General features: G+C 66.7%; 24 protein-coding genes and 2 tRNA genes. 11 read left to right on the top strand and 15 right to left on the bottom strand.

The features are described 5' to 3' along the window. Positions 1 to 29: 29 nt before the first annotated feature. From NA10_RS28030 to pknB, 6 genes are read left to right on the top strand one after another with little or no spacing between them, the layout of a single operon-like run. The gene (locus NA10_RS28030; RefSeq protein ID WP_067573240.1) at positions 30 to 497 is read left to right on the top strand and encodes an FHA domain-containing protein FhaB/FipA; all 468 of its coding nucleotides are present in this window, start codon (positions 30 to 32) and stop codon (positions 495 to 497) included. Next, positions 494 to 1,942 carry a PP2C family protein-serine/threonine phosphatase gene (locus tag NA10_RS28025; protein ID WP_067573238.1) on the top strand — a complete coding sequence of 483 codons (1,449 nt, stop codon included), beginning with the start codon at positions 494 to 496 and terminating at the stop codon, positions 1,940 to 1,942. The genes NA10_RS28030 and NA10_RS28025 overlap by 4 nt, the downstream gene beginning before the upstream one ends. Further along, positions 1,942 to 3,411 carry an FtsW/RodA/SpoVE family cell cycle protein gene (locus tag NA10_RS28020; protein ID WP_067573236.1) on the top strand — a complete coding sequence of 490 codons (1,470 nt, stop codon included), beginning with the start codon at positions 1,942 to 1,944 and terminating at the stop codon, positions 3,409 to 3,411. The genes NA10_RS28025 and NA10_RS28020 overlap by 1 nt, the downstream gene beginning before the upstream one ends. Continuing rightward, on the top strand, positions 3,408 to 4,895 hold the full coding sequence (locus tag NA10_RS28015) for a peptidoglycan D,D-transpeptidase FtsI family protein (protein WP_067573234.1): 1,488 nt from the start codon (positions 3,408 to 3,410) through the stop codon (positions 4,893 to 4,895). Before NA10_RS28020 ends, NA10_RS28015 begins: the two co-directional genes overlap by 4 nt. Positions 4,896 to 4,929: 34 nt before the next feature. Continuing rightward, positions 4,930 to 6,492: a serine/threonine-protein kinase gene (locus NA10_RS28010; RefSeq protein ID WP_067573232.1), complete on the top strand. Its 1,563-nt coding sequence runs from the start codon at positions 4,930 to 4,932 to the stop codon at positions 6,490 to 6,492. After that, entirely contained in the window at positions 6,489 to 8,399 is a 1,911-nt protein-coding gene (pknB, locus tag NA10_RS28005) for a Stk1 family PASTA domain-containing Ser/Thr kinase (RefSeq protein ID WP_067573230.1), read from the top strand. The genes NA10_RS28010 and pknB overlap by 4 nt, the downstream gene beginning before the upstream one ends. Before the next feature lie 75 nt (positions 8,400 to 8,474). Here pknB and NA10_RS28000 read toward each other — a convergent pair whose 3' ends face one another. Genes NA10_RS28000 through NA10_RS27990 form a run of 3 tightly spaced genes read right to left on the bottom strand, consistent with a single transcriptional unit; the run spans position 8,475 to position 10,259 of the window. Next, entirely contained in the window at positions 8,475 to 8,936 is a 462-nt protein-coding gene (locus NA10_RS28000) for a cytidine/deoxycytidylate deaminase family protein (RefSeq protein ID WP_245677950.1), read from the bottom strand. Further along, positions 8,926 to 9,624: a RibD family protein gene (locus NA10_RS27995; RefSeq protein ID WP_067573228.1), complete on the bottom strand. Its 699-nt coding sequence runs from the start codon at positions 9,622 to 9,624 to the stop codon at positions 8,926 to 8,928. The genes NA10_RS28000 and NA10_RS27995 overlap by 11 nt, the downstream gene beginning before the upstream one ends. Then, positions 9,621 to 10,259, bottom strand: a complete 639-nt coding sequence (locus tag NA10_RS27990) for an aminodeoxychorismate/anthranilate synthase component II (RefSeq protein ID WP_067573260.1) — start codon at positions 10,257 to 10,259, stop codon at positions 9,621 to 9,623. The genes NA10_RS27995 and NA10_RS27990 overlap by 4 nt, the downstream gene beginning before the upstream one ends. Positions 10,260 to 10,396: 137 nt before the next feature. Here NA10_RS27990 and crgA point away from each other — a divergent pair, with 137 nt between their 5' ends. Both crgA and NA10_RS27980 read left to right on the top strand, forming a co-directional pair. Then, entirely contained in the window at positions 10,397 to 10,663 is a 267-nt protein-coding gene (gene crgA / locus NA10_RS27985) for a cell division protein CrgA (protein WP_067573226.1), read from the top strand. Positions 10,664 to 10,736: 73 nt separating this feature from the next. After that, positions 10,737 to 11,174 (top strand): PH domain-containing protein, encoded by a 438-nt coding sequence (locus tag NA10_RS27980; protein WP_245677948.1) that lies wholly within the window; start codon positions 10,737 to 10,739, stop codon positions 11,172 to 11,174. Positions 11,175 to 11,184: 10 nt separating this feature from the next. On the opposite strand, the gene NA10_RS27975 is transcribed toward NA10_RS27980, so the two are convergent. Then, on the bottom strand, positions 11,185 to 12,054 hold the full coding sequence (locus NA10_RS27975) for a rhomboid family intramembrane serine protease (protein WP_067573222.1): 870 nt from the start codon (positions 12,052 to 12,054) through the stop codon (positions 11,185 to 11,187). 28 nt (positions 12,055 to 12,082) lie between these two features. Then, entirely contained in the window at positions 12,083 to 12,610 is a 528-nt protein-coding gene (locus tag NA10_RS27970; protein WP_067573220.1) for a peptidylprolyl isomerase, read from the bottom strand. Between the two features lie 138 nt (positions 12,611 to 12,748). Here NA10_RS27970 and NA10_RS27965 point away from each other — a divergent pair, with 138 nt between their 5' ends. The 3 genes from NA10_RS27965 to NA10_RS38300 all read left to right on the top strand — a co-directional run bounded on the left by NA10_RS27965 (position 12,749) and on the right by NA10_RS38300 (position 15,149). Continuing rightward, entirely contained in the window at positions 12,749 to 13,018 is a 270-nt protein-coding gene (locus NA10_RS27965) for a hypothetical protein (RefSeq protein WP_067573218.1), read from the top strand. A gap of 34 nt (positions 13,019 to 13,052) precedes the next feature. Then, positions 13,053 to 14,891 carry a glutamine--fructose-6-phosphate transaminase (isomerizing) gene (gene glmS / locus NA10_RS27960; RefSeq protein ID WP_067573216.1) on the top strand — a complete coding sequence of 613 codons (1,839 nt, stop codon included), beginning with the start codon at positions 13,053 to 13,055 and terminating at the stop codon, positions 14,889 to 14,891. 75 nt (positions 14,892 to 14,966) lie between these two features. Further along, the gene (locus NA10_RS38300) at positions 14,967 to 15,149 is read left to right on the top strand and encodes a hypothetical protein (RefSeq protein ID WP_067573215.1); all 183 of its coding nucleotides are present in this window, start codon (positions 14,967 to 14,969) and stop codon (positions 15,147 to 15,149) included. A 49-nt stretch (positions 15,150 to 15,198) separates the two neighbouring features. On the opposite strand, the gene NA10_RS27950 is transcribed toward NA10_RS38300, so the two are convergent. The 10 genes from NA10_RS27950 to NA10_RS27910 all read right to left on the bottom strand — a co-directional run bounded on the left by NA10_RS27950 (position 15,199) and on the right by NA10_RS27910 (position 25,612). Next, positions 15,199 to 16,041: an ABC transporter permease gene (locus NA10_RS27950; RefSeq protein ID WP_067573213.1), complete on the bottom strand. Its 843-nt coding sequence runs from the start codon at positions 16,039 to 16,041 to the stop codon at positions 15,199 to 15,201. Then, positions 16,038 to 17,030 (bottom strand): ATP-binding cassette domain-containing protein, encoded by a 993-nt coding sequence (locus NA10_RS27945; protein WP_067573211.1) that lies wholly within the window; start codon positions 17,028 to 17,030, stop codon positions 16,038 to 16,040. Before NA10_RS27945 ends, NA10_RS27950 begins: the two co-directional genes overlap by 4 nt. Positions 17,031 to 17,445: 415 nt before the next feature. Continuing rightward, a complete protein-coding gene (locus NA10_RS27940) occupies positions 17,446 to 18,471 on the bottom strand; it encodes an adenylate/guanylate cyclase domain-containing protein (RefSeq protein WP_067573209.1) in 1,026 nt (341 codons plus the stop codon). Between the two features lie 74 nt (positions 18,472 to 18,545). Continuing rightward, positions 18,546 to 18,618 (bottom strand) — tRNA-Ala (locus tag NA10_RS27935). An 8-nt stretch (positions 18,619 to 18,626) separates the two neighbouring features. Continuing rightward, entirely contained in the window at positions 18,627 to 18,734 is a 108-nt protein-coding gene (locus tag NA10_RS38295) for a DLW-39 family protein (RefSeq protein WP_218021599.1), read from the bottom strand. 29 nt (positions 18,735 to 18,763) lie between these two features. Beyond that, positions 18,764 to 18,837, bottom strand: a tRNA-Ile gene (locus NA10_RS27930). A gap of 125 nt (positions 18,838 to 18,962) precedes the next feature. Next, positions 18,963 to 19,922 (bottom strand): DUF3566 domain-containing protein, encoded by a 960-nt coding sequence (locus tag NA10_RS27925; protein ID WP_245677947.1) that lies wholly within the window; start codon positions 19,920 to 19,922, stop codon positions 18,963 to 18,965. Between the two features lie 44 nt (positions 19,923 to 19,966). Next, positions 19,967 to 22,480 (bottom strand): DNA gyrase subunit A, encoded by a 2,514-nt coding sequence (gene gyrA / locus NA10_RS27920; RefSeq protein WP_067573207.1) that lies wholly within the window; start codon positions 22,478 to 22,480, stop codon positions 19,967 to 19,969. Positions 22,481 to 22,563: 83 nt separating this feature from the next. Beyond that, positions 22,564 to 24,603: a DNA topoisomerase (ATP-hydrolyzing) subunit B gene (gyrB, locus tag NA10_RS27915; RefSeq protein ID WP_067573205.1), complete on the bottom strand. Its 2,040-nt coding sequence runs from the start codon at positions 24,601 to 24,603 to the stop codon at positions 22,564 to 22,566. Between the two features lie 442 nt (positions 24,604 to 25,045). Further along, positions 25,046 to 25,612 (bottom strand): DUF721 family protein, encoded by a 567-nt coding sequence (locus tag NA10_RS27910; protein ID WP_067573203.1) that lies wholly within the window; start codon positions 25,610 to 25,612, stop codon positions 25,046 to 25,048. Between the last annotated feature and the right edge of the window lie 124 nt (positions 25,613 to 25,736).

The following is a 25,736-nucleotide window of genomic DNA, read 5'->3' as shown; positions in this document are numbered from 1 at the left end:
CGACACGGTCGAACAGGAGGTGGAGCACCGTGCAGGGATTGATCCTGCAACTGACCCGTGCGGGGTTCCTGCTGCTGTTGTGGCTGTTCGTGTGGGCGGTGCTCCGGACCCTGCGCAGCGATATCTACGCGGCCTCCGGCATCCGGGTGCCGCCGCGGGCCCAAGGCGGCTCCGCGGTGCTCCCCTCCTTGCGCCGAGGCCAGAAGGGCGCCAAATATCTCGTGGTGACTCAGGGTTCACTCGCCGGCACCCGCATCTCACTCGGCGCACAGCCGGTGTTGATCGGGCGCGCGGACGACTCCACGCTGGTCCTCACCGACGACTACGCCTCCACCCGGCATGCGCGCCTGTCGCCGCGCGGGGAGGACTGGTACGTCGAGGATCTCGGTTCCACCAATGGGACCTACCTCGACCGGTCGAAGGTCACCACCCCCGTGCGAGTTCCACTCGGCACCCCCGTCCGTGTCGGTAAGACAGTGATCGAGCTGCGATCGTGACTCTTGTTCTCCGCTACGCCGCCCGTAGCGACCGCGGTCTCGTACGAGCCAACAACGAGGACTCCGTCTACGCGGGCGCGCGCCTACTCGCGCTCGCGGACGGCATGGGCGGCCACGCCGCCGGTGAAGTCGCCTCCCAATTGATGATCGCGGCACTCGCGCATCTCGACGACGACGAACCGGGCGATGATCTGCTCGGCAAACTCGATCGCGCGGTGCACGAGGGCAATGCCGCCATCGCCGATCAGGTCGAGGAGGAACCCGAACTCGACGGCATGGGCACCACGCTCACCGCCATCCTGTTCGCGGGCCGCAAACTCGGCCTCGCCCATATCGGCGACTCCCGCGCCTACATGCTCCGCAATGGTGAGCTCACTCAGATCACCCGCGACGACACCTTCGTGCAGTCGCTGGTGGACGAGGGCCGGATCACCCCGGAGCAGGCGCACACTCATCCGCAGCGCTCGCTCATCATGCGGGCTCTGACCGGTAACGAGATCGACCCCACCCTGGTGGTGCGGGAGGCCCGGGCAGGGGATCGGTATCTGCTGTGCTCGGACGGCCTCTCCGATGTGGTGAGCGATGAGACCATCGCCAACACCATGCGCGAGGGCTCGACGGACGAATCCGCGGACCGGCTCATCGAATTGGCCCTGCGCAGTGGCGGTCCCGACAATGTGACCGTGGTGGTCGCCGATGTCATCGACCTCGACTACGGGCAGAGCCATCCCATCGTGGCCGGTGCGGCCTCCGGCGAGGACGAGGACACACCCCCGCCCAATACCGCCGCCGGCCGGGCCGCCGCCATGCGGCCTCCGCGCGCCGCACCGCGCAGAGCCGTCCAGCAGTCCGAGCCGGAGCCGCCGCGCAAGAGTCACAAACTGCGCTGGATCGCCCTGTCGCTGGCGCTGCTGGTGGCCATCGGCGCGGGGCTCACCGTGGGCTACAACATGATTCGCAGCAACTACTACGTGGGCGCGGAGCACGACCGGGTGGTCGTGCTGCGTGGTCTGCCGGGTTCGGTGCTGGGTTACTCGATTCGCGATGTCGATCAGATCGCCTGCGTCACCCGCGGTGGCGATCTGCAATTGGCCGCTCCCGGTTCGGATTTCCCCTCCGGCTGCCGCGAACTGCGACTGGTGGATCTCAAGCCGACCGGGCGCGATTCGGTCGACAAGGGCCTGCCGCCGGGCTCCAGCGATGACGCGGTCAAGCAGTTGCAGAGCCTGACCCGCAATGATCTGCTGCCGCCGTGCGAGAAGCCGCAGCCGCCGTCGACGCCCCCGGCCACCCCGCCGTCGAGTGCCCCGCCGGTCGATCCCAACGCTCCGGGCGTCACCACCACGCCCGCCGCACCCATCACCACCGCACCGAGCACCCCCGCGGCGCCCACCACCACGACCGCGCCGCAGACGCCGGGGCAGAACTGCAGGGTGGCGGACTGATGTCCGCACCGGCACCACCGTCCGCTGGGGCCTTTCCCAGTCCACCGGGCGGATTCGCTCCCGCGCCCCCGCCGTCCACCCGGCGGAATGTGGAACTGCTGCTGCTCGGGCTCGCGGCGGTGGTCACGACGGTATCGCTGGTGCTGGTCGAAGCCAGTCAGGAACAGGCGATCACCTGGGAGATCGCCAAACTCGGCGCCGCGTATCTGGCGCTGTTCGGGGTCGCACATCTGGCGGTGCGCCGGTTCGCGGCCTTCGCGGACCCCCTCCTACTACCGATCGTGGCCCTGCTGAACGGGCTCGGGCTGGTGCTGATCCATCGACTCGACCTGGCCGAGAAGCAGGATGCGAACTTCGCCTCGCAGCCCATCCCCTCCCCCGATGCGAACCAGCAGGTGCTGTGGACGGGGTTGGGGATGGTGGTTTTCACGGGGCTTTTGATCCTGCTGCGCGATTACCGCACGTTGGCTCGCTACGCCTATACGCTCGGCCTGATCGGGCTTGCGCTGCTTGCCATTCCGGCGATCCTGCCGGACCGGTTCTCGCAGGTGAACGGCGCCAAGATCTGGATTCGGCTGCCCGGGTTCAGCGTTCAGCCCGGTGAGTTCGCCAAGATCCTGCTGATCATCTTCTTCGCGGGGGTGCTGGTCGCCAAGCGTGACCTGTTCACCGCCGCGGGCAAGCATGTGTTCGGCATGGAGCTGCCGCGCGCCCGCGATATGGGTCCGATGCTGGTGGTCTGGATCGTCTGCGTCGGCGTGCTGGTGCTGGAGAAGGATCTCGGCACCTCGCTGCTCATCTTCTGCACGGTGCTGTGCATGCTCTACATCGCCACCGAACGGGTCGGCTGGGTGGCGGTCGGCACACTGCTGCTGGCGATCGGATTCGTCTTCGCCTACAACGTCTTCGGGCATGTGCGGGTGCGCGTGGAGACCTGGCTGGACCCGTTCGCGGATTACAACAACACCGGCTATCAGATCTCGCAGTCGCTGTTCGGGCTCGCCACCGGCGGCCTGGCCGGGACCGGACTGGGCAGCGGACGCCCGTCGCAGGTGCCGTTCGCCAAGACCGACTTCATCATCTCCGCCATCGGCGAGGAACTGGGCCTGATCGGGCTGGCCGCGGTGCTGATGCTGTTCTGCGTCTTCGTGATCCGCGGGCTGCGCACCGCCATCGCGGTCCGGGACAGTTTCGGCAAGCTGCTGGCCGCCGGACTCGCGTTCACCATCGCCATCCAGCTGTTCGTGGTGGTCGGCGGCGTCACCAAACTGATTCCGCTGACCGGTCTGACCACGCCGTTCGTCTCCTACGGCGGCTCCTCGCTACTCGCCAACTACGCACTGCTGGCACTCTTGATCAAGGTGTCCGATGCGGCGCGCGCCCCGGCCCCGGTCCGTAAGCGGGTCCCGGAGCCGATCGCGGACGCGCCCACCGAACTGGTACGGCGACCGAAGGGTGGTACCGCGTGAACACACCCCTGCGCCGGGTGGCGATGGCGGTCATGCTGATGATCGTCGCGCTGCTGATCAACGCCACCTACATCCAGGTGCAGTTCGGTCCCATCGGCAAGGCGGACAGTCTGCGCAATGATCCGCGCAACGGCCGGGTGCTGCTGGACGAGTACGCCCGCCAGCGCGGCCAGATCTCCGCGCAGGGCACCGTGCTCGCGAGTTCGGTCTCCACCGACGACCGCTACAAGTACCTGCGCACCTATCCGACCGATCCGCTGGCGTACGCGCCGACGACCGGTTTCTACTCCATGCAGTACGGCAGCACCGGACTCGAGCATGCCGAGGACTCGGTGCTGAACGGTTCGGACAATCAGCTGTTCGGGCGGCGCTTCATCGATATGGTGTCGGGCCGGGATCCGCGCGGCGGCAATGTGATCACCACGATCAACCCGGCCATGCAGAAGGTCGCCTACGAGCAGCTGACCGCCAAGGGCTACACCGGTTCGGTGGTGGCGATCGAGCCGAGCACCGGGCGCATCCTGACCATGGTGTCGACGCCGTCCTACGATCCGAACCTGCTCTCCGGACACGACGGCGCGGCCGCCTCGCAGGCGTGGCAGACGCTACAGGCCGATCCGCGCCAGCCCATGCTGAATCGCGCTGTGTCGCAGACATATCCGCCGGGCTCCACCTTCAAGGTGATCGTGACCGCCGCGGCGCTGTCCAACGGCATCGCCAAACCGGAGGATCAGCTGACCGCGCAGCCGCGAATCACCCTGCCGGACACCAGCACCACGCTGGAGAACTACAACGGCAGCCACTGCGGCCCGGGCGATGCGCCCACCGCCTCGCTGACCGACGCGTTCCGGTTCTCCTGTAACACCGCCTTCGTGGACCTCGGTATCAAGGTGGGGGCTGCGAAGCTCAAGGACGAGGCGGCCGCGTTCGGTATCGGCACCCATCCCAATATTCCGATTCCGTGGGCGGACAGCACCGTCGGGACCATTCCCGACGCTCCCGCGCTCGGCCAGAGCAGCATCGGACAGCGCGATGTGGCGCTGACTCCGCTCGACAACGCGGTCATCGCGGCCACCGTCGCCAATGGCGGGGTGCGCATGCAACCGCATCTGGTGGATCAGTTGCAGGCACCGGATCTGAGCACCCTGGAGACCGTCAAACCCATGTCGGTCGGGCAGGCGATCAGCGCACCGGTGGCCACCCAGCTGACCAACCTGATGATCGAGTCGGAGAAGAACACCCAGGGAGGCACGCAGCAGCGCGGCTACCAGATCGCGTCCAAGACGGGCACCGCAGAACACGGCAGCGATCCGCGGAACACCCCGCCGCACGCCTGGTACATCGCGTTCGCGCCAGCGCAGAATCCGAAGATCGCCATCGCGGTGATCGTCGAGAACGGTGGCGATCGCGCCCTGGCCGCCACCGGCGGTTCGGTGGCAGCGCCGGTCGCACGCGCGGTGCTCGATGCCGGACTGGGGGGCTGAACGACATGACAGGGCAAGGTAGACAGGGTCGGAAATGCTGAACAACGGTGCGATGATCGCGGACCGCTACCGGCTGCATCGGCTGATCGCCACCGGTGGCATGGGCCAGGTCTGGGAAGCTCTCGACACCCGGCTGGATCGCCGGGTCGCGGTGAAGGTGCTCAAGGCGGAGTTCTCCGCCGATCCCACCTTCCGGCACCGCTTCCGCACCGAGGCCCGCACCACCGCGCAGCTCAATCATCCGGGTATCGCCGGAATCTACGACTACGGCGAGACCATGGACCCCTCCGGCGGCGAAACCGCCTATCTGGTCATGGAACTCGTGCAGGGCGAACCCTTGAACGCGGTGCTCAATCGGCTCGGGCGGCTCTCGGTGCAGCAGGGTCTGGACATGTTGGAGCAGACCGGCCGCGCGCTTCAGGTCGCGCACGCGGCGGGCGTGGTGCACCGAGATGTGAAGCCCGGCAACATACTTGTGACGCCGACCGGTCAGGTGAAGATCACCGACTTCGGCATCGCCAAGGCGGTGGACGCCTCCCCGGTCACCAAGACCGGCATGGTCATGGGCACCGCCCAGTACATCGCCCCGGAACAGGCCACCGGCGAGGACGCCACCTCCGCCTCGGATGTGTACGCGCTCGGCGTGGTCGGCTACGAGGCGCTCGCGGGCGAACGCCCCTTCACCGGCGACGGCGCGCTGACCGTGGCCATGAAGCATGTGCGCGAGACCCCGCCGCCGCTGCCCGCCGACCTGCCGCCGAATGTGCGTGAACTCATCGAGATCACCATGGCCAAGGATCCGGCCCAGCGCTTCGCCACCGGCGGCGAATTCGCCGACGCGGTGGCCGCGGTGCGCTCCGGGCGCAGAGCGCACACCCCCGGCGGCGGTAATCCCGCCATCCCCACCGGCGCGACCAGAGTGCTGCCGCCCGGCCCGACCATGATCATTCCGGGCGCGCGCGGCGATCAGGCCACCACCCGCTATCCGACACCGCCGCAGTCCACGCGGCAGCCCGCGCAGCCGCCGATGACCGGCTCCACCGTCATGATGTCGGGTCCGCACACCCCCGCCGGACCGCCCACCCCGCCCGGGCCCACGCATGTCGGCGCGTACGGCGGCGAGGAGGGCGGCGGCCGCTTCACCAACAGTCAGAAGGCCATGGCCGGGCTCGGCGTCGGCGCGCTGATCCTCGGCGCCGCAGCGGCTTTCATCCTGCTCAACAGCTCCTCACCGGAGTCGACGCCGACCACCAGAACCAGCGCCGTGATCGCGCCGCCGCCACCGCAGAGCACCACCACGCCGCCGACCACCACGCGGGAGAAGCCGGTTCCGCCGCCGCCGACCTACGATCCGACCACCGAGGCGCCGCCGACCACCACGCCGCCGGTCACCACCGTGCCGCCCACCACGGTGCCGCCGACCACCACGGTTCCCAAGACGACGGTCCCCAAGACCACGACCGCGCCGACCACCACCAGTCGCGACGTTCGGCCGCCTTGGGACCTACCATCATGGCCAGCGGTTCCCGGTGGCGCCCGGGGCTACTACGGCTCGCCGAACAGCAGTGCTCCCGCCCTCCCCCAAGGACCCTCATGACGACCCCGAAGAATCTCTCCTCCCGCTATGAGCTGGGTGAGATCATCGGCTTCGGCGGTATGTCGGAGGTGCACAAGGCACGCGATCTGCGACTCGGGCGCGATGTGGCGATCAAGGTGCTGCGCGCGGACCTCGCCCGCGACCCCACGTTCTATCTGCGCTTCAAGCGCGAGGCGCAGAACGCGGCGGCGCTGAACCATCCCGCCATCGTCGCGGTCTACGACACCGGCGAGGCCGAGATCGACGGCGGCCCACTGCCGTACATCGTGATGGAGTACGTCGACGGCGATACGCTGCGCGACATCGTGCGCTCCAAGGGTCCGATGGCGCCGCGCCGCGCCATGGAGATCATCGCCGATGTCTGTGCGGCACTGGACTTCTCACACCGCAACGGCATCGTGCACCGGGATATGAAGCCCGCCAACATCATGATCAACCGCGCGGGTGCGGTGAAGGTGATGGACTTCGGCATCGCCCGCGCGCTGGCCGACAGCTCCAACCCGATGACCCAGACCGCCGCGGTGATCGGCACCGCCCAGTACCTGTCCCCCGAGCAGGCCCGCGGCGAACAGGTCGACGCACGCTCGGACGTGTACTCGGTCGGCTGTGTGCTCTACGAAATCCTCACCGGCGAACCACCTTTCACCGGCGACTCACCGGTCGCGGTCGCCTATCAGCATGTGCGCGAGGACCCCCGGCTGCCCTCGCACGTGCATCCGGGCGTCCCGCGTGAACTCGACTCCGTCGTGCTCAAGGCCATGAGCAAGAACCCGGCCAACCGGTATCAGACCGCCGCCGAGATGCGCGCCGATCTCATCCGGGTGCTGGGCGGGCAGAAGCCCACCGCCCCCATGGTCATGAACGACGAGGACCGCAACAGCTTCCTCGACGACGAACTGCCGCCGCCGCGCTCCTACCGCACGGTCGAGCGCCGCGACGACACCACCGAACAGGAACTCGTGGAACCCGCGGGCGGCGGTGGCCGCCGGGGTCTACTGGTCGCGGCCGTGGTGGCGGCGATCATCGCGGTCGGCGGCATCATGTTCTGGCTGTTGCTCGGCCCCGGCAGCCATGCCGATCAGATCGCCGTGCCGGAACTCTCGAATCACAATTCCCAACTCGCCCAGCGGGATCTGGAGAAGCTCGGCTTCAGCGTCGCGGTCCAGGAGAAACCGGACAGCAAGATCGCCCAGGGCAATGTGATCGCCACCCAGCCGCTCGGCGGTTCGCGCATCGACAAGGGCAGCACCGTCACACTCCAGGTCTCCACCGGACCCTCGCAGGTCTCGGTGCCGCGCCTGGCCGGGCTGACCCAATCGCAGGCCGAACAGCAGCTGAACTCGGTCGGACTGCGCCTGAACACCGATGTGAAGCGTGAAGCCTCCAGCGTCGACGAGAAGGACAAGGTCACCAGCCAGAGTCCGGGCGAGGCGCAGAAGATCGACGCCGGCGGCCAGGTCACCATCACCCTCGGCTCCGGACCGGAGAAGGTGCGCGTCCCCGATGTGGTGGGCCAGAGCATCGATGTGGCACAACCCAATCTGGCCGACAGCGCCGGTTTCAAGGTGAGCGTCCAGGAGGTGCCCAACAACCTGCCCAAGGGCACCGTGATCAGCACCAATCCGGCCGCGGGCACCATGGCGGACAAGGGCTCCACGGTCACCGTGCAGGTCTCCACCGGCGACAATATCCAGATGCCGAGTCTGATCGGACTCACTCCCGCACAGGCTGTGGATATTCTGCGCCAGCGCGGCTGGAACGGGCAGATCACCCAGAATCAGCAGAGCACCCTGGATGCCGGGAGCGTCGGCCGCGTCATCGCTCAGCAGCCGTCCGCCGGATCCTCCATCGCCAAGAATCAGACGGTGACCATCACGACCGGGGTGCTGTCACTCGGCCCGCCGTGATCGATCCCGGAACAGCCGAAAAGCCGCTCTCCGCTCGGCCGGAGGGCGGCTTTCGTATTTATCCACAGGCGATTTCTACAGTCGCAGATGCCTGTTCATGGACATGGCCTCGTCCGCCAGATCGGCGAGTTCGACCACCTCGACGCCGTGTTCCCGGAGTTTCTCCACACCCTGGCAGTTGTGCACGAACGTCTCGGGTTCACGCCAGGCGATGACCACGCGGCGAATGCCCGCCGCCAGGATGCGATCGGTGCAGGGCGCGCGATCGGGACTGGCACGCTGGGCGCACGGCTCCAGGGTGCTGTAGAGGGTGGCCGCGGCCAGTCGATCGTCATCGGGTTCGAGTTTGTTCAGCGCGGATTCCTCCGCGTGCACCTTCGCATCGGTCTCGCGGGACCAGCCGTGCATGATCTCCACGCCGTCCGCGCCGACGATGACAGCGCCCACCGAGAAGGCGGTCTCGCTGGGCGGGCAGAGCCGGGCCAGTCCGATGGCGTGCCGCATCCAGCCGCGATCCGACCGTGCTTCATCCGACACTCGAATCCTCCTTCGGCAGATAGCGCAGTACGGCGATATCACCGATGCGGGCGACCTCGGCCAGCCGCATGCGATGGTTCGGGCCGCCCGGGTAATCGGCGGGTCCGAGGAAACGCGGGGCGGCCGGATCACCGACCACCAGGGGCGCGACGGCCATGCTGATCTCGTCGACCAGATCGGCGGCCAGGAAGGCGGTGTGGACGGCGCCGCCGCCCTCCACCATCAGCCGTGCGACGCCGTGTTCGCCGAGATCATCGAGCAGTGCGGCGAAATCGACTGTGCCGCCGAGGGATACGACCTTCGCGAGACCGTCCAGTCGATGCCCGATCCGTTCGGCTCCGGAATCGGTTGAGTAGACGATTCTTTCGCCACCGCAGTGCCACAGCCGCTGCTCCGGATCGATATCGCCTGTCGCGGTGACGATCACCCGCAGCGGATACTCCGGCTTACCGTCCGCCACCCGTCGCACCCGCCGATCGGCATTGTTGACCAGCAGCCGCGGATTGTCGGTGCGCAGTGTTCCCGCGCCGATCAGAATCGCGTCGGAGTCGGCGCGCAGCGCGTCCACCCGATCGAAATCGGCGGCATTGGACAGCAGCAGCCGGTCCGGTCCCGCATCGTCGATATAGCCGTCGATGCTCACCGCCACCGACAGCAGCACATGCGGCCGCCCCTGACCGACACTCATACCAGGGCCGCGACCTCCGCCTCGAGCGTTTCGACCAGGCCCTCCGACGGGCGCTGCCCGACCACGCCGAGCCAATTCGCGAGCATCCGATGCCCGCCCTGGGTGAGGACGGATTCGGGATGGAACTGCACGCCGTGGATCGGCAGGGTGCGATGCCGCAGTGCCATGACGATCCCGGATTCGGTGCGGCCCAGCACTTCCAGCTCGGGCGGCATGGTGTCCTCGACCACCGTCAGCGAGTGGTAGCGGGTGGCGGTGAACGGATCCGGCAGTCCGGCCAGCACGCCCACGCCGATATGGAAGACCTCGCTGGTCTTGCCGTGCAACAGCTCGGGGGCGCGGGTCACGGTGGCCCCGAAGGCGACGCCGATGGCCTGATGCCCGAGGCATACCCCCAGGAGCGGCTTCTCCTGCCGGGCGGCGGCCTTCACCAGCTCGATGCTGACGCCCGCGCGCTCCGGCGTGCCCGGGCCGGGACTGATCAGAATTCCGTGGAAGTCCTGCACGACGGCGTCCACGTCCGCCAGTCGCGGGTCGTCGTTACGCCAGACGGTCGCGTCCACACCGAGCTGTCCGAGATACTGGACCAGGTTGAATACGAAGCTGTCGTAGTTGTCGACCACCAGAACACGCATGATCTGAGCGTAGTGGGCGCGCCCGCTCACGTCGCATGCAATACCGCCGTTTATTCCCCGCGGGTGACTCGCGGCCGTTGCGCTCGAGTTACCTGGGATAATGTCTACCGAGACTGCACGCCGAAACTGAGGACGTCATGCCCAAGTCGAAGGTCCGGAAGAAGACCGACTACACGATCAACCCGGCCAGCCGCACGCCTGTGAAGGTGAAGTCGGCCGGTCCGTCACCGGTCTGGTACGTCTCCATCATGCTGGGCTTCATGCTCGCCGGTCTGGTGTGGCTGCTCGTGTACTACCTGGCGGCCGATCACATCGCCTGGATGAGCGACCTGGGCGCATGGAACTTCCTGATCGGGTTCGGCCTCATGGTCGTCGGCCTGATCATGACCATGCGCTGGCGATGATCGCCTTACACGATTGTTATTCATACACACCTGTGGATGACCTTGTGGACAACTCGAGGAGAGAGTGGGGAAAGTGACCGCTGAGCCCCAACTCTGCTGGTCCACACCCCCGGCCGCACTGGCCGTCTGCGGTATCGGCGGCCTCGTCATGGCCGTCGCCGCCTTCGTCACCGATGACGCCCCGGGCCGCCTGTTGATCGGCCTGGCCGCGGCCGGTCTGCTGTTCCTGGCCTTCATGGGATTGCGGCAGCGCCCGCGCCTGGCCGTGGAGACCGGACCGCAGCCCAAGATCGTGGTGCGCGGCCTCGCCGGACCCCGGTACTACACACCCGAGCAGGTGCTGCGCGCCCGCATCGTGAACTATCGCCGCCTCGGCCGGCGCATGCCCATGCTGGAAATGGATGTGCGGCGCGACGGTGCGGAGCGGCTCATCATCTTCGGGCGCTGGGATCTGGGCACGCGCCCGGAGAACGTGCTGGACACGCTGCGCGCCTACCTCGTCAATCAGTAGGCGCGCGCACTCAGTACAGGCTCGGTGCGCCCAGCGCGGTGACCAGAATCGCGATCACGCCGACCGCCGCCACCGCGAGCCAGCCGATCCGCATGGCCGTGGCGGGTGTGCTCGCCCGCAGCCAGCGCGGCAGGTACAGGATGCCGCCGGTGGCCAGCGTGCCCGTGAGCAGGCCGCCCAGATGCGCCCAGATCGAGATGCCCGGCACCGCGAAGGTGATGATCAGGTTGATCACCAGCAGCACCAGGATCTGGGTCAGGTTCTGCCGGGTCCGCAGCATCACCACCGCCACCGCGCCGAAAATGCCGAAGATCGCGCCCGAAGCGCCCGCCGAGGCCGAGGCCGGATCGGAGAAGACGGTCACCGCGGCCGAACCGCCCAGCAGCGACACCAGATACACGCTGATGAACCGCGCCCGCCCCAGTGCCGTCTCGCAGTAGGGGCCGAGCACGTAGAGCGCGAACATATTGGCCAGCAGGTGGATCGGGCCGATATGCAGGAACCCGGAGCCGAGCACCCGCCACCAGTCGCCGTGCCCGACCAGGCCGGGCACCAGCACCCAGTCGTAGAACAGCTGGGAGAACTTGTTGTCCATCAGGCTGCGCGCCTGGATCGCCGTGATCGCGAAGACGATCACATTCGCGGCGATCAGCGTCCAGGTGACGTACGGTTCCGGGCGTTTACCCGCCGCCGCGCCCGCCTGATTGCGCACCGGCCGCACATCGGTGCGGCCCTGCTGGACGCACTCCACACAGTGCTGCCCGACCGCGGCCGGGGTCAGGCACTCCGGGCAGGCCGGACGCCCGCAGCGACTGCACCCGAGTCCGGTGGGCCGATCGGGGTGGCGGTAACAACTCTGGGCGGGTTGCTGCGGGTTCATGGCGAATTCTCTTCGGAGTCGGCCTGATTCAGGCGATGGTGATCTTCTCGATCACGACATCGTCCTTGGGACGGTCATTGCGATCGGTGGCGACATCGGCGATCAGGTCGACCACCTTGCGCGAATCCGGGTCCACCACCTCACCGAAGATGGTGTGCTTGCGATTCAGATGCGGCTGCGGACCCACGGTGATGAAGAACTGCGAACCATTGGTCGCCGGACCGGCATTCGCCATGGCCAGCAGGTAGCCGCGGTCGAAGCGCAGCTCCGGATGGAACTCGTCCTTGAACTCGTAGCCCGGCCCGCCGCGCCCGGTACCGGTCGGATCGCCGCCCTGGATCATGAAACCGTCGATGATCCGATGGAAGACCGAGCCGTCGTAGAACGGGCCCTCGGTGGTGCCGGAGGCGTTCTTGGTCGTGTACGGCGCGCTGCCGTCGGCCAGGCCGAGAAAGTTCCGCACGGTGGCGGGGGCGTGGTGACCGAAGAGCGCGACCTTGATATCGCCGTGATTGGTGTGCAGCGTCGCAACAGCAGTCTGATTCGGTGAGGTCACGCGACCAGCGTAGAGCCAGGGGCCGGACCGGCTCGCTCGCGGCACGCTATTAGCGGGCGTGACCTGCACAGTGTGATTTTCTGCCCGACTTCGGGCAGAAAAGTTGGCGAAAGCCTTCCGATAGGGCAGGCTCGGTCCGTGACTGACGGGGTTCCGGCCGATCTGGTGCGCCATGTGGCGGCCTCCACCGGCCTGCCCAGCGCCATCGCGGCCCGGGTGGTCGCCGATGTGGTCGGCTATTTCGACGAGACCGCCGAGGAGTTCGTGCGCCGCAGGCATGCCGAACTCCAGCGGCGGCAGTTGCGCAATGCCGAGATCTGGCAGCTCATCGCCACCGAACTGGCCGAGCGCCGGGTCGCCGCCCCCGCCTTCACCGAACGGCAACTGCGCCGCATCGTGTACGGCTAGACGCACCGCCTTACGAAGAGGAGACCTGCGCGCAATGTGTGGAATCGTCGGATACATCGGGCACCGCGAATCGGTACCGGTCCTGCTGGAGGGGCTGCACCGGCTCGAATACCGGGGCTACGACTCCGCCGGACTCGCCGTACCGCATCGCGGGCGACTGCGCATCACCAAAACCCAGGGGCGCGTACAGGATCTGCGCAATCGCGTGGATGCCGAGGGCGCCCGATTGCGCGGCACCGTCGGCATCGCGCACACCCGCTGGGCCACGCACGGTGAACCCAGTGACGCCAACGCGCATCCGCATACCGACGGCTCCGGGCGAATCGCCGTGGTGCACAACGGAATCGTCGAGAACGCCGAACAACTGCGCGCCGCGCTCACCGCCGACGGCGTGGAATTCCTCTCCGACACCGATACCGAGGCCATCGCGCACCTCATCGCCGCGGCGCTGGAGAGCACCGACACCCTGGAAGACGCCGTGCGCTCGGCACTGCACCACGTCGAGGGCACCTTCGGTCTGCTGGTGCTGGATTCGCGCCGCCCCGACGAACTGGTGGTCGCCCGCAATGGCAGCCCCATCGTGCTCGGCGTCGGCGACGGCGAGATGTTCGTCGCCTCCGATGTGGCCGCGCTGGTGCACCACACCCAGCGCGTGGTCTTCCTCGACGACGGCGAGCTGGCTACCGTGCGCGCGGGCGAATTCCGCACCAGCACACTCGGATTGGATGCCAGCCGCACCGACAAGACGCCCACCACCATCGATATGGCGGCCGAGGACTACGCGCTCGGCGGTTATCCGGACTTCATGCGCAAGGAGATGGCCGAACAGCCGGACGCGGTGCGCCGCGCACTGCGCGGACGCCTCGACGAACGTTTCGCCACCGCCATACTCGGCGGGCTGAATATGGACGCGCGCGAACTGCGCGGCATCAGCAAGGTGGTGTTCCTGGGGTGCGGCTCCGCCTATTACGCGGGGCAATTGGGCGCGCAGCTGATCGAGGAACTCGCCCGCATCCCCGCTACCGCCGAACCCGCCTCGGAATTCCGCTACCGCAATCCCGTGGTCGATCCGGACGCGCTGTACATCGCCATCAGCCAATCCGGCGAAACCCTGGATACCCTTGCGGCCGTTCAGGAATTGCAGCGCAAGGGCGGCCGGGTCATCGGCGCGGTGAACGCGGTCGGCAGCGCCATCGCGCGCGAATGCGGTGCGGGGATCTTCCTGCACGCCGGACCCGAGGTGTCGGTGGCCTCCACCAAGGCGCTCACCAATATGACCGTCTCCTTCGCCATGCTGGCGCTGCTGCTGGGCCGGGTCCGCGATCTGTCCGCGGCGGGCGGTGAGCGGATCGTCTCCGGTCTGCGCGCGCTCCCGGACGCCATCGAGGCGGTGCTGGAACGGGACAAGGAGATCGCCGAGATCGCCGAACGCTTCGCCAAGGCGCGCAGCATGTTCTTCGTCGGCCGGGTGCGGGGCTGGCCGGTGGCGCGCGAGGGCGCGCAGAAGCTCAAGGAGATCTCCTACATTCACGCCGAGGCGTACCAGGGCTCCGAACTCAAGCACGGCCCGCTGGCGCTCATCGACCCGGAGATGCCCAGCGTGGTCCTGATCCCGGGCGATGAACTGCTCGCCAAGAACATCAGCACCATCGAGCAGATCAAGGCCCGCGGCGGGCCGGTCATCGCCGTCACCAATACCGATCTGCCCGACGGCCTGGCCGATGCGGTGATCCGGGTCCCGGCCGTCGCGACCGAACTCGATCCGATCATCCTGACGATTCCGCTCCAGCTGCTGGCCTATCACATGGCCATTGCCCTGGGCCGGGATGTGGACAAGCCGAGAAACCTCGCAAAGAGCGTTACCGTCGAGTAGCTTTCGCCGCCCATTCGACCTCTCCCCCGCGCACCCTTGGGTGCGCGAAACGCTTGGCTGTGTCAAAGTGGTCGGATGGGCATGGGGCGTTTTCGGAATCGGATCATCGGTGCGGCAGTGCTCGCGATCGCGGGCGGTGCCGTCGCTTTCTTCGTGAGCCGGCGACCGCAGCCCCCGGCCCCCGCCGCGGAGCCGCCGCGCCTGGGTTATTCGCGCAACGGCTCCGCCTCCACCGCGATCGCGGAATCCACTCGCTGAGTGGGTAATTCACCCATTTCGGGCTGAGGGTCGCACGGGGCCGGCGGGGTTAGCGGCTCACCGACCGCTTGTACTGGGCCAGCGCCAACGGGACGAAAATCGCGAGAATCACCACGACCCACATCAAGGTGGTCAGCTCGGGATGCCGCATCGGCCACACATCGGCGCTCGGCCCCATCGGACTGGTATTGCCGAACAGATTGCGACTGGCCTGCGTCACCGCCGAGACCGGATTCCACTCCGCGATCACCCGTAGCGCCGTGGGCAGCGTCGCGGTCGGCACGAAGGTGTTGGCGATGAAGGTGAGCGGGAAGATCACCATGAAGCTGGCGTTGTTGTAGACCTCCGGCGCCCGCACCAGCAGCCCGACCACCGCCATGATCCACGAGACGGCATAGGCGAAGAGCAACAGCAGCACATAGGCCAAGACCGCGTCCAGGAATGATCCGCGAATCCGCCAGCCCACCGCCAGACCGGTCAGCGACATGACCACCAGGCTCACCACATTGATGCACACATCGGCGAGCGTGCGGCCGATCAGCACCGCCGCCGGCGCCATGGGTAGCGACCGGAACCGGTCGATGATCCCCTTCTGCATATCCTCGGCCAGGCTCAGACCGGTGAAGGTCGCCCCGAAGACGACGGTCTGCGCGAAGATGCCCGCGATCAGGAATTCGCGATAGGACGTGCCCTGCAACTGAATCGCCGAACCGAAGACGTAGGCGAACAGCAGCACGAACATGATCGGCGACAGCGTCGAGAAGATCAGCACATCGGGTACGCGCCGAATCTTGATGACATTGCGCTTGGTGATGGTGACGCTGTCGGTGAACACCATGGCCAGACGCGCTGTGAGCGAAGGCTTTTCGGGGCTGAGAACTGCGGCGGTCATCGGTTGCCTCCCGTGGACGGCTCGGCGGACTTGGCGCCGTTGATCAATTCGTCGGCCTCGTGACCGGTCAGCGACAGGAAGACATCGTCGAGCGAGGGCCGTCGCAGACCGACATCGTGAATCACCACTTCATGTTTGGCGAGTTGCCCGATGGCATCCACCAGCGCCTGCGAGCCGTCGCTCACCGGCACGATGATCCGCCGCAGACTCGGTTCCAGCCGGATCTCGCCCCGCGCCAAGCCTTCCAGGGCGCGCTGCGCGATCGCGAGACTGTCCACATGGTCCACGACCAATTCGATGCGGTCGCCGCCCACCATGGCCTTGAGCTGATCGGCGGTGCCCTCGGCGATCACATTGCCGTGGTCGATGACGGCGATGGAATCGGCCAGCCGGTCCGCCTCCTCCATGTACTGGGTGGTCAGCAGCAGGGTGGTGCCACCGGCCACCAACTCCTCGATGACATCCCAGAGATCCTGGCGCGCACGGGGATCCAGGCCGGTGGTGGGTTCGTCCAAGAACAGCACCGGCGGATTGGCGACCAGCGCGCCCGCCAGATCGAGTCGGCGGCGCATACCGCCGGAATAGCCCTTCACCGGGCGATCGGCGGCATCGGCGAGCCGGAAGCGCTCCAGCAGTTCGCGGGCGCGGTCCTTACTGGGCTGGGTGCCCATGTGATACAGCCGCCCCACCATTTCGAGATTCTCGAAACCGGTGAGGTATTCGTCGACCGCGGCGTACTGACCTGAGGCGCCGATCCGCGCGCGCAATAGCTGGGGATCCTTCAGCACGTCCACCCCCGCGACGGTGGCGCGACCGGAATCCGGGATGAGCAGGGTGGTGAAGACCCGGACGGTGGTGGTCTTGCCCGCACCGTTCGGGCCGAGCAGAGCGGTGACGGTGCCTTCGGGCACCGAGAGATCGAGTCCGTCAAGTGCGACCAGTTTGCCGTACTTCTTGACCAGACCCTCGGCGACTATTGCGTCGGGCATGATTCTCCTGATGTCTCGCGATGCGGGCAGCCGCAGGGGCTCTGAACTGCATGGATGCTGCGGAACGAATCGGACATACGGGTCTGAGTATGCCCCTGCCGGGCGAGGGAATCCACGCATTTCCCCCCGCGGCCCGGCGGGATCGGAACGCGAGCAGCGATCTACTCGAATCCGATTCGCCGACACCGTGATCCCGGGCACGAACGTATGTTCGCACGAGGGTACGACAGGTTTCGCGCGAAAAATCTTCGAACGCGGTGCCCCGATTTACACGCAAACAGCCGGTGTCGCGTAGGATCGTTCCCGTCGGCCCCTCCCCCCCGGGCCGACCTACGCGGGCCTCGGCTAACTCCCCCCCTTCGCCGAGGCCCGCCCCTATGCGCGGGGTAGGTTCACCACCCGCTCGGCCGGATTTTCAAACCAGGGGACGAACTTCGTTGCGGCGCAGGACGTGTCCGTGCAGACGGTTGATGCCGCGGACGCGAACCGTGCGCAGGTCGCGGAGATCGAATTGCGGATTGCCGCGCACGGCTTGGGCCGCGCCGTCGTCGATCAGGACGGTGCCCGGGCGGGCCACACCGGTGAGGCGGGCGGCGACGTTCACGACCGACCCGTAGAGGTCGCCGAAGCGCTGCAGGACGTGGCCGTAGGCCAGACCCACCCGGAGCTCCTGGGTGACGCCGTGCGAAGCCGTGGCGGCCTCCTGGATGGCCAGGGCGATGCGTGCGCCCTGCTCGGCGGTGGCGGCGGCGAACATGACCTCGTCGCCGACGTTCTTGATCACCCAGCCGCCGTGCGCGGTAATGGCATTGCTGGTGGCGGTCTCGAACGCCTCCAGCAGGGCGGAGAGCTCCTCGGGATCGAGGTGTCGGGTCAGGCGGGTGTAGCCGACCATATCGGCGAAGCCGACCGACAGCACCCGCATGGTGTCCCCGGCAACCGCGCCGTTGTCGAGCGAACGCGAGATCGCGGCATCGAGGTGGCGGCGGAATGCGTAGCGCTGCAAGGCTTCGAACTCCTCGACCACCTCGGCGGTGACCACCCGGGCGATCTCCTCGCGGTCCGCGGCGGGGTCCTCGTCGGTGCGCGCGGCGATCCGGGCCAGAATCTCCTCGGTGACCAGATCCACCTGCCATTCGGCCAAGCGCGCCATGGAACGCCCCAGCGTCCGCGCCGCAGTCGTCTGCCGGTGAATATCGGCCGACGCCAGCACATTCAGCCGACTGAACGCCTTGGCGGCCTCGACATCGGCATCGGTGTATTCGACGGCATCGTCATCGGGATCGGCCGGAAAACCGAGCGAAACCCACAATCGCCGGGTCAGCGACGACGGCACTCCCGTGCGCTTGGCGACCTCGCGGCGATTGTATTTACGCGGCCCGTTCAGCAGGTACGGCTCCACCACCGACTGGACCAGTTTGGAGATCTCCGGGGAAGCCATGCCGCCACCTTACGGTGCGAAGGCATTCGGAACTGTGGCGCTGTCATGTGTCACGACGCACAGCGGAAAAGTTGTGGAGCCTAGGGGAATCGAACCCCTAACCCCTGCCTTGCAAAGGCAGTGCTCTGCCAATTGAGCTAAGGCCCCGAGCCGGATCAGCGAGTGGTGACCTCGTGCCAGAGGTCCGCATCATTGCGCTGACGCAGCTTGCTGATTCCGAAGACCACCGCGGCGATGACGCCGATCGTGAGGAGAAATTTCATGAATCCCACCCTACTGTGATGTTCGAGAGTGGGCCTAGGAGGACTTGAACCTCCGACCTCTTCGTTATCAGCGAAGCGCTCTAACCGCCTGAGCTATAGGCCCTCATCCGGTTCCGAGTGTGTCACTCGAACCGAGGCTGAAGATTACCCGAAGGTTGTGCGGATAAGCAAAACGGCCGGTCACAGCCCTGTTCGAGGGGGTGGACCGGCCGTTCGCACGAGCGGTTTCTAGTCCGGATCGGCGAGCGTCAACTGGATGCCGCCGACCAGATCGGTGCACTGGTTGTAGACGAAGACGCCGACGGTCGACAGCGCCGTCAGCAGCACCACATTGATCAATCCGATGACACCGGCGTAGCCGAACACCGTGCCCGCGTCGATCAGCCCGGAGGACGAGGAGTCCGAGACCATATCGGTGAACGTGGAATTCAACCGCTCCCACACACCCATACCCTCGAGCACCAGGTACAGCAGGCCGACCGCCAGCATCCACACGAAGAACAGGGCGACGCTGATGACCAGCGACACCTTCAGCGTGGACCACGGATCGATATGGCGCACCTGCACGGTGGCGCGCAGCGGCTCACCGGTGGCAGCGGCGGCGGCCACCGCCGCGGGGGCGGACGGCGAGACCGGACCGGCCGGCGGAATCGGCTCCGGCGGCGGCAGCGGATGCCGCATCTCCGACAGATCCGGCAGATCCTTCACCAGCTCCGGACGGGCGATGCTGCGGGTCGGCCCGTCGATACCGACGGACTTCACCATGGCGGCTTCCTTGCGCGCCGCCTTGGCCGCCAGGTCGGTGGTGGTGCGGGCGTTGGAGACCCCGGCGTTCAGACCCACGCCACCGGGACGACCGGTGGTGGGGGCCTGACCCGGCCGGTACAGATTGGACTGCGGTTCCCGCTGCGGCAGCTGCGACCACCCGCCGTTCTGATAGGGGGAACCGGCGGATTGCCCCTCCCCGGCTTCGGGGGCGGCCACCTCCGCCTGATCACTCATTCGCCCGGTGACGTCCGAAGCGAAATCGCCTGAATTGTCAGGGGTTTCATTAGGGGACACCTGCGGCGCACCACCTTCGTTTCCCGAACCCGGTCGCGGAATGGGCCGCGGCGGAATCGGAGACGGGGCGATTCTCTCGGTCACGCCATTGGCATGACCGCGCTGGTCATTCGGCTGATTGGTCAATGGTGAATCCTTCGATCCGTTGTGCCGCCGCTGCTGGGGTGAAATTACTGCTTCGCCGAACCGCTGGTGTCCTCTTCGGCAACCTGGTCGGGCTCGTCCGCGTTACGCGCGATCGCGAGCAACGTATCGCCTTCGCCGAGGTTCATCAATCGCACACCCTTGGTCTGGCGTCCGGCTTTGCGAACCTGATTGGACGCGGTCCGGATAACACCGCCGCCGGATGTGATGGCGTACAGCTCATCATCGTCATTGACGATGAGCGCTCCGACCAGACTGCCACGTTTGACGTCGTATTGGATCGTCAATACGCCCTTTCCGCCACGGCCCTGCGCGGTGTACTCCTCGAGCGCGGTGCGCTTGGAGTACCCACCCGCCGTCGCGACAAGCAGATACCCGACATCGCCCTCGCGAACCACATTGAGCGACAACAGTTCATCGGTGGTGTTGAACCGCATGCCCTGTACGCCGGAGGTGGCGCGGCCCATCGGGCGCAGCACCTCGTCATTGGCGGAGAAGCGGATGGACTGGCCGTGCGCGGAGACCAGCAGCAGATCGTCTTCCGCGGAACACAGTGCGGCGCCGACCAATTCGTCCGTATCGCGCAGGTTGACCGCGACAATGCCGCCGGTGCGGTTGGAGTCGAAATCGGTCAGACGGGACTTCTTCACCAGACCGTTGCGGGTGGCCAGCACCAGGTACGGGGCATCCTCGTAGGTCTTGAGCTGGATGACCTGGGCGATCTTCTCGTCCGGCTGGAAAGCCAGCAGGTTCGCCACATGCTGACCGCGCGCGGTGCGCATGGCCTCGGGCAGCTCGTACGCCTTGGCCCGGTACACCCGGCCCTTGTTGGTGAAGAACAGCAGCCAGTCGTGCGTGGAGCTGATGAAGAAGTGCCGGACGATATCGTCCTGCTTCAGGCCCGCGCCCTGCACGCCCTTACCGCCGCGCTTCTGCGAGCGGTACAGGTCGGTCTTGGTGCGCTTGGCGTACCCGGTCTCGGTGATGGTGACCACCACGTCCTCGCGGGCGATCAGGTCCTCGTCCTGCACGTCGCCATCGGCGGCGATGATCTTGGTGCGCCGATCGTCGCCGTACTTGTCGACGATCTCGGTGAGCTCATCGCGCACGATGGCGCGCTGGCGCTCCGGCTTCTCCAGAATGTCCTTCAAATCGGCGATCTCGAGCTCGATCTTCGCCAATTCGTCGATCAACTTCTGCCGCTCCAGCGCGGACAGGCGGCGCAGCTGCATATCCAGGATCGCGGTCGCCTGGATCTCGTCGATCTCGAGCAGCTGCATCAGGCCGGTGCGAGCGGTCTCGGTATCGGCCGAACGGCGGATCAACGCGATCACCGCGTCCAGCTGATCCAGCGCCTTCACCAAACCGCGCAGGATGTGGGCCCGCTCCTCGGCCTTGCGCAACAGGTACTTGGTGCGCCGGACGATCACGTCCAACTGGTGATTCACGTACAGCCGGATCATCTGATCCAGGCGCAGCGTGCGCGGCACCCCGTCCACGATCGAGAGCATGTTCGCGCCGAACGAGGTCTGCAGCTGGGTGTGCTTGTAGAGGTTGTTCAGCACCACCTTGGCGATCGCGTCCCGCTTGACCGTGACCACGATGCGCATACCGACGCGGTCCGAGGACTCGTCGTGGATGTCGGCGACACCCGCGATCTTGCCGTCCTTCACCTGCTCGGCGATGGCGTTCACGAAATTGTCGGTATTGACCTGGAACGGCAGTTCGGTGATGACGATGGTGGTGCGCCCGCGGGCGTCCTCCTCGATCTCCACCACACCGCGCATGCGGATCGAACCGCGACCGGTCCGGTACGCGTCATTGATGCCCTGGGTGCCCACGATCAGGCCCGCGGTCGGGAAGTCCGGACCCTTGACCCGCTCGATGCACGCCTCGAGGGTGGTCTCCTCATCGGCGAGGTGATTGTCCAGCGCCCAGAAGATGGCCTCGGCCAGCTCGGTCAGATTGTGCGGCGGGATATTGGTGGCCATACCGACGGCGATGCCGTTGGAGCCGTTCATCAACAGCGCCGGGACGCGCGCCGGGAGCACGGTCGGCTCCTGCGTCTTACCGTCGTAGTTCGGCGTGAAATCGACCGTCTCGTGGTCGATTTCACGCAGCATCTCCATGGCCAGCGGGGTCAGCCGGCATTCGGTGTAGCGCATGGCGGCCGCACCGTCGTTACCGCGCGAACCGAAGTTGCCCTGACCGTCGACCAGCGGGTACCGCAGCGACCACGGCTGCGCCATACGCACGAGGGTGTCGTAGATGGCGGTGTCACCGTGCGGGTGGTAGTTACCCATGGTGTCGGCGACCGGGCGCGCGGACTTCACATAGCTGCGATCGGGGCGATACCCGTTGTCGTACATCGCGTACAGGATCCGGCGATGCACCGGCTTCATACCGTCGCGCACCTCGGGCAGCGCGCGCCCGACGATGACGCTCATGGCGTAGTCGATGTAGGAGTTCTGCATCTCCTGCTGGATGTCGACCGGTTCGATGCGGTCGCCGCCCGACGGCGGAAGTTCGGTCTCAGTCATGAATTGGTCTCCGTGGGAAGTCTTCTGGTGGGTTCCGGACGCAAGGGGGACCCGGGGGAATCGATCCCCCGGGCCCTACTTCGCTAGACGTCGAGGAACCGAACGTCCTTGGCATTGCGGGTGATGAAGCTGCGGCGCGCTTCCACGTCCTCACCCATGAGGATGGAGAACAGCTCGTCCGCGGCGGCGGCGTCATCGAGGGTGACCAGACGCAGCACGCGCACGCTCGGATCCATGGTGGTCTCCCACAGCTCCTTCGGGTTCATCTCACCGAGACCCTTGTAGCGCTGGATGCCGTCATCCTTGTTGATCTTCTTGCCCGCGGCCAGGCCGCGCTCCAGCAGTCCGTCGCGCTCCCGGTCGGAGTAGGCGAACTCCGGTTCGGTGCGCTGCCACTTGAGCTTGTACAGCGGCGGCTGCGCGAGGTAGACGTGCCCCTGCTCGACCAGCGGCCGCATGAAACGGAACAGCAGCGTGAGCAGCAGCGTCGAGATGTGCTGACCGTCCACGTCGGCGTCGGCCATCAGCACGATCTTGTGATAGCGCAGCTTGGCGATATCGAACTCGTCGTGGATACCGGTGCCGAAGGCGGTGATGATCGCCTGGACCTCGTTGTTCTTGAGTACCTTGTCGATTCGCGACTTCTCGACATTGATGATCTTGCCGCGCAGCGGCAGGATCGCCTGGTACATCGAATCGCGGCCGGACTTGGCCGAGCCACCGGCGGAGTCGCCCTCCACGATGTAGATCTCGGACTTCACCGGATCCTTGGAGCGACAGTCGGCCAGCTTGCCCGGCAGACCGCCGAGGTCGGTGGCGGACTTGCGGCGCACCAGCTCGCGTGCCTTACGCGCGGCGACGCGTGCCTGCGCCGACGACACCGCCTTGGTGACAATGGTCTTGGCATCGGCCGGGTTCGCCTCGAACCAGTGCGCGAGGTGCTCGTTGCAGGTGCGCTGCACGAACGACTTCACCTCGGTATTGCCGAGCTTGGTCTTGGTCTGACCCTCGAACTGCGGGTCCGAGATCTTCACCGAGACGATGGCGGCCAGGCCCTCACGGATGTCGTCACCCGTCAGGTTGCCTTCCTTCTCCTTGAGGAGCTTCTTGTCCTTCGCGTACTTGTTCACCACCGTGGTGAGCGCCGCGCGGAAGCCCTCTTCGTGCGTACCGCCCTCATGGGTGTTGATGGTGTTGGCGAAGGTGTGCACGGACTCGGAGTAACCCGAGTTCCACTGCATCGCGACCTCGAGCTCGTGGCCGGTGCCCTTACCGGTGAAGCCCACCACCGAATTGTGGATCGGCTGCTTGGTGCGGTTGATGTGCTTGACGAAGTCCTCGAGCCCACCGGGGTAGTGGTAGGTCCGGGTCTTCACCTTCGGCGTGGCGGCCGGGGCGTTCTCGTCGAGATGCTTGGGCGCCTCGGCGGTATCGCTGACCACCTCATCGGTGATGTCGGTATCGGCCACCCGCTGATCGGTCAGGGTGATGGTCAGGCCCTTGTTCAGGAACGCCATCTCCTGCAGGCGGCGCGCGACCGTCTCGAAGTTGTAGACGGTGGTCTCGAAGATATTCGGATCCGACCAGAACCGGATGGTGGTACCGGTGCGCTTGGTCGCCTCACCCTGCACCAGCTTGCCCGGCTTGGAATCCTTGTACTCCTGGGTCCAGTGGTAACCGTCGGTGTCCACCTCCGCCTCGAGACGACTGGACAGCGCGTTCACCACCGAGATGCCGACACCGTGCAGACCGCCCGAGACGGCGTACGCGTCGGAGTCGAACTTGCCGCCCGCGTGCAGCTGGGTCATAACCACCTCGATGGTGGGCACACCCTGCGCGTGCATGGCGACGGGGATACCGCGGCCGTCGTCGACGACCTCGACGCCGCCGTCGGCCAGCAGGGTCACATCGACGCGGCTGGCATAACCCGCCATCGCCTCGTCGACCGAGTTGTCCACAACTTCCCAGATGAGGTGATGCAGACCGCGCTCGCCGGTGGAGCCGATGTACATACCGGGACGTTTACGAACCGCTTCGAGGCCCTCGAGGACGGTGATGGAGTCGGCACCGTAAGCCGGGTTGCCTGACTTGGGCTGGGTCGAGCCGTCTGCGTTGGAGTCCATGGCAGCCACTGGTCGGTAGCTCTCCTTACTTGCTGATCCTCCGGGCGCAGGACGGGGAGCACACGTGGGGCCCCAGGGCATGTCTGCTCGAGGGTTACGGGTCCACGCGCGAGCTGTCGCCGAACGCGCCGGGAGGTATCGCCGCTAGTTACTCCACCATCCTACTGGTACGACCGACACAGAATGCACCTATGACACCCCTGAGTGCCTCATACGTGCGTGAAATCGACCAGCAATATGTCCGGTCATAGGTGAGAGGGGTTCGGAGACCGTCAGCGGGTTATGGCAGCACACCGCGGGGAGGGTTAGCGGCGAGGTTCACCACGATCGAGATCCGGACCGTCTCGAACCCGGCACGCGGGACCGACGGTTTCCGGCACGTTCCACGTGAAACGGTCACCTGACCAGCGGAGCTGCCTCGCGCACAAGCGTTTTCGAGCGTTTATCCGTACGTGTCGCGCGGGCCGCGGCCCTTGATATGCCGCTCACCCTTGCGCCAACTGGGGGCCGTCGGGCCATTGATGCGCAACTGTTTGACCACCCCGTGACCCACCGCGGCCGCGATCTTGGCCAGCATCTGCGACTGGAACATGCGCAGCTGCGTCGCCCACGCGGTCGACTCCGCCTGCACGCTCAGCACGCCGTTCTCCAGTGAGACCGGTTGCGCGTGCGAGGCGATGTCCTCCCCCACCACCTTGGCCCACTGACCGAAGACCATGCCCTCGGCCACCTTGCCGGACCAGCCGCGGCCCTTGGCCAGCTTGCCGGTCAGCGCGCCGAGCAATTGGGGATCGCGGTCATCCGGGCCGGAACCGGACCAGCCGCGCCGACGACCGCGCAGTGCGCGCACCCCGCCCGTCCGCGGTGACGCCCGGCCCTGACCGACGGATTTACCCGCGGCCCGCGCCGCCGCCCGGGCATCCTCGAGGGCGCGCCGGGCCAGATCCACACCGCGAAGCTCGGATTCGGGTCCGACGGCGGGCTCCCCCGGTTCCGGCTGCTCAGCCATGCACAGGTCCTCTCCTCCGCGTCATCGGTTCCGAGATCCGCGGCGGTTCCAAGATCTCGACGTTCCCGAGGATTCTGCCCCATAGCGCCGACAGGCACGCCGTGGCCAGCGGTGATGTCGCACT

The sequence above is a fragment of the Nocardia acidivorans NBRC 108247 genome (genome assembly GCF_001625085.1).
Classification (GTDB): Bacteria; Actinomycetota; Actinomycetes; order Mycobacteriales; family Mycobacteriaceae; genus Nocardia; species Nocardia acidivorans.
The sequence above is the reverse complement of the archived record's forward strand: the minus strand, read 5'-3'. Positions and strand labels throughout refer to the sequence as shown.

Excerpts from the sequence above, each read along its gene's own strand:
- NA10_RS28020 (WP_067573236.1), top strand. The coding sequence starts at position 1,942 with ATGTCCGCACCGGCACCACCGTCCGCTGGGGCCTTTCCCAGTCCACCG.
- NA10_RS38300 (WP_067573215.1), top strand. The coding sequence starts at position 14,967 with ATGGGCATGGGGCGTTTTCGGAATCGGATCATCGGTGCGGCAGTGCTC.
- NA10_RS28010 (WP_067573232.1), top strand. The coding sequence starts at position 4,930 with ATGCTGAACAACGGTGCGATGATCGCGGACCGCTACCGGCTGCATCGG.
- NA10_RS27945 (WP_067573211.1), bottom strand. The coding sequence starts at position 17,030 with ATGCCCGACGCAATAGTCGCCGAGGGTCTGGTCAAGAAGTACGGCAAA.
- gyrB (WP_067573205.1), bottom strand. The coding sequence starts at position 24,603 with ATGGACTCCAACGCAGACGGCTCGACCCAGCCCAAGTCAGGCAACCCG.
- NA10_RS27995 (WP_067573228.1), bottom strand. The coding sequence starts at position 9,624 with ATGAGTGTCGGTCAGGGGCGGCCGCATGTGCTGCTGTCGGTGGCGGTG.
- NA10_RS27990 (WP_067573260.1), bottom strand. The coding sequence starts at position 10,259 with ATGCGTGTTCTGGTGGTCGACAACTACGACAGCTTCGTATTCAACCTG.
- glmS (WP_067573216.1), top strand. The coding sequence starts at position 13,053 with ATGTGTGGAATCGTCGGATACATCGGGCACCGCGAATCGGTACCGGTC.
- crgA (WP_067573226.1), top strand. The coding sequence starts at position 10,397 with ATGCCCAAGTCGAAGGTCCGGAAGAAGACCGACTACACGATCAACCCG.
- gyrA (WP_067573207.1), bottom strand. The coding sequence starts at position 22,480 with ATGACTGAGACCGAACTTCCGCCGTCGGGCGGCGACCGCATCGAACCG.
- NA10_RS27940 (WP_067573209.1), bottom strand. The coding sequence starts at position 18,471 with ATGGCTTCCCCGGAGATCTCCAAACTGGTCCAGTCGGTGGTGGAGCCG.
- NA10_RS27975 (WP_067573222.1), bottom strand. The coding sequence starts at position 12,054 with ATGAACCCGCAGCAACCCGCCCAGAGTTGTTACCGCCACCCCGATCGG.
- pknB (WP_067573230.1), top strand. The coding sequence starts at position 6,489 with ATGACGACCCCGAAGAATCTCTCCTCCCGCTATGAGCTGGGTGAGATC.
- NA10_RS27950 (WP_067573213.1), bottom strand. The coding sequence starts at position 16,041 with ATGACCGCCGCAGTTCTCAGCCCCGAAAAGCCTTCGCTCACAGCGCGT.
- NA10_RS38295 (WP_218021599.1), bottom strand. The coding sequence starts at position 18,734 with ATGAAATTTCTCCTCACGATCGGCGTCATCGCCGCGGTGGTCTTCGGA.
- NA10_RS27910 (WP_067573203.1), bottom strand. The coding sequence starts at position 25,612 with ATGGCTGAGCAGCCGGAACCGGGGGAGCCCGCCGTCGGACCCGAATCC.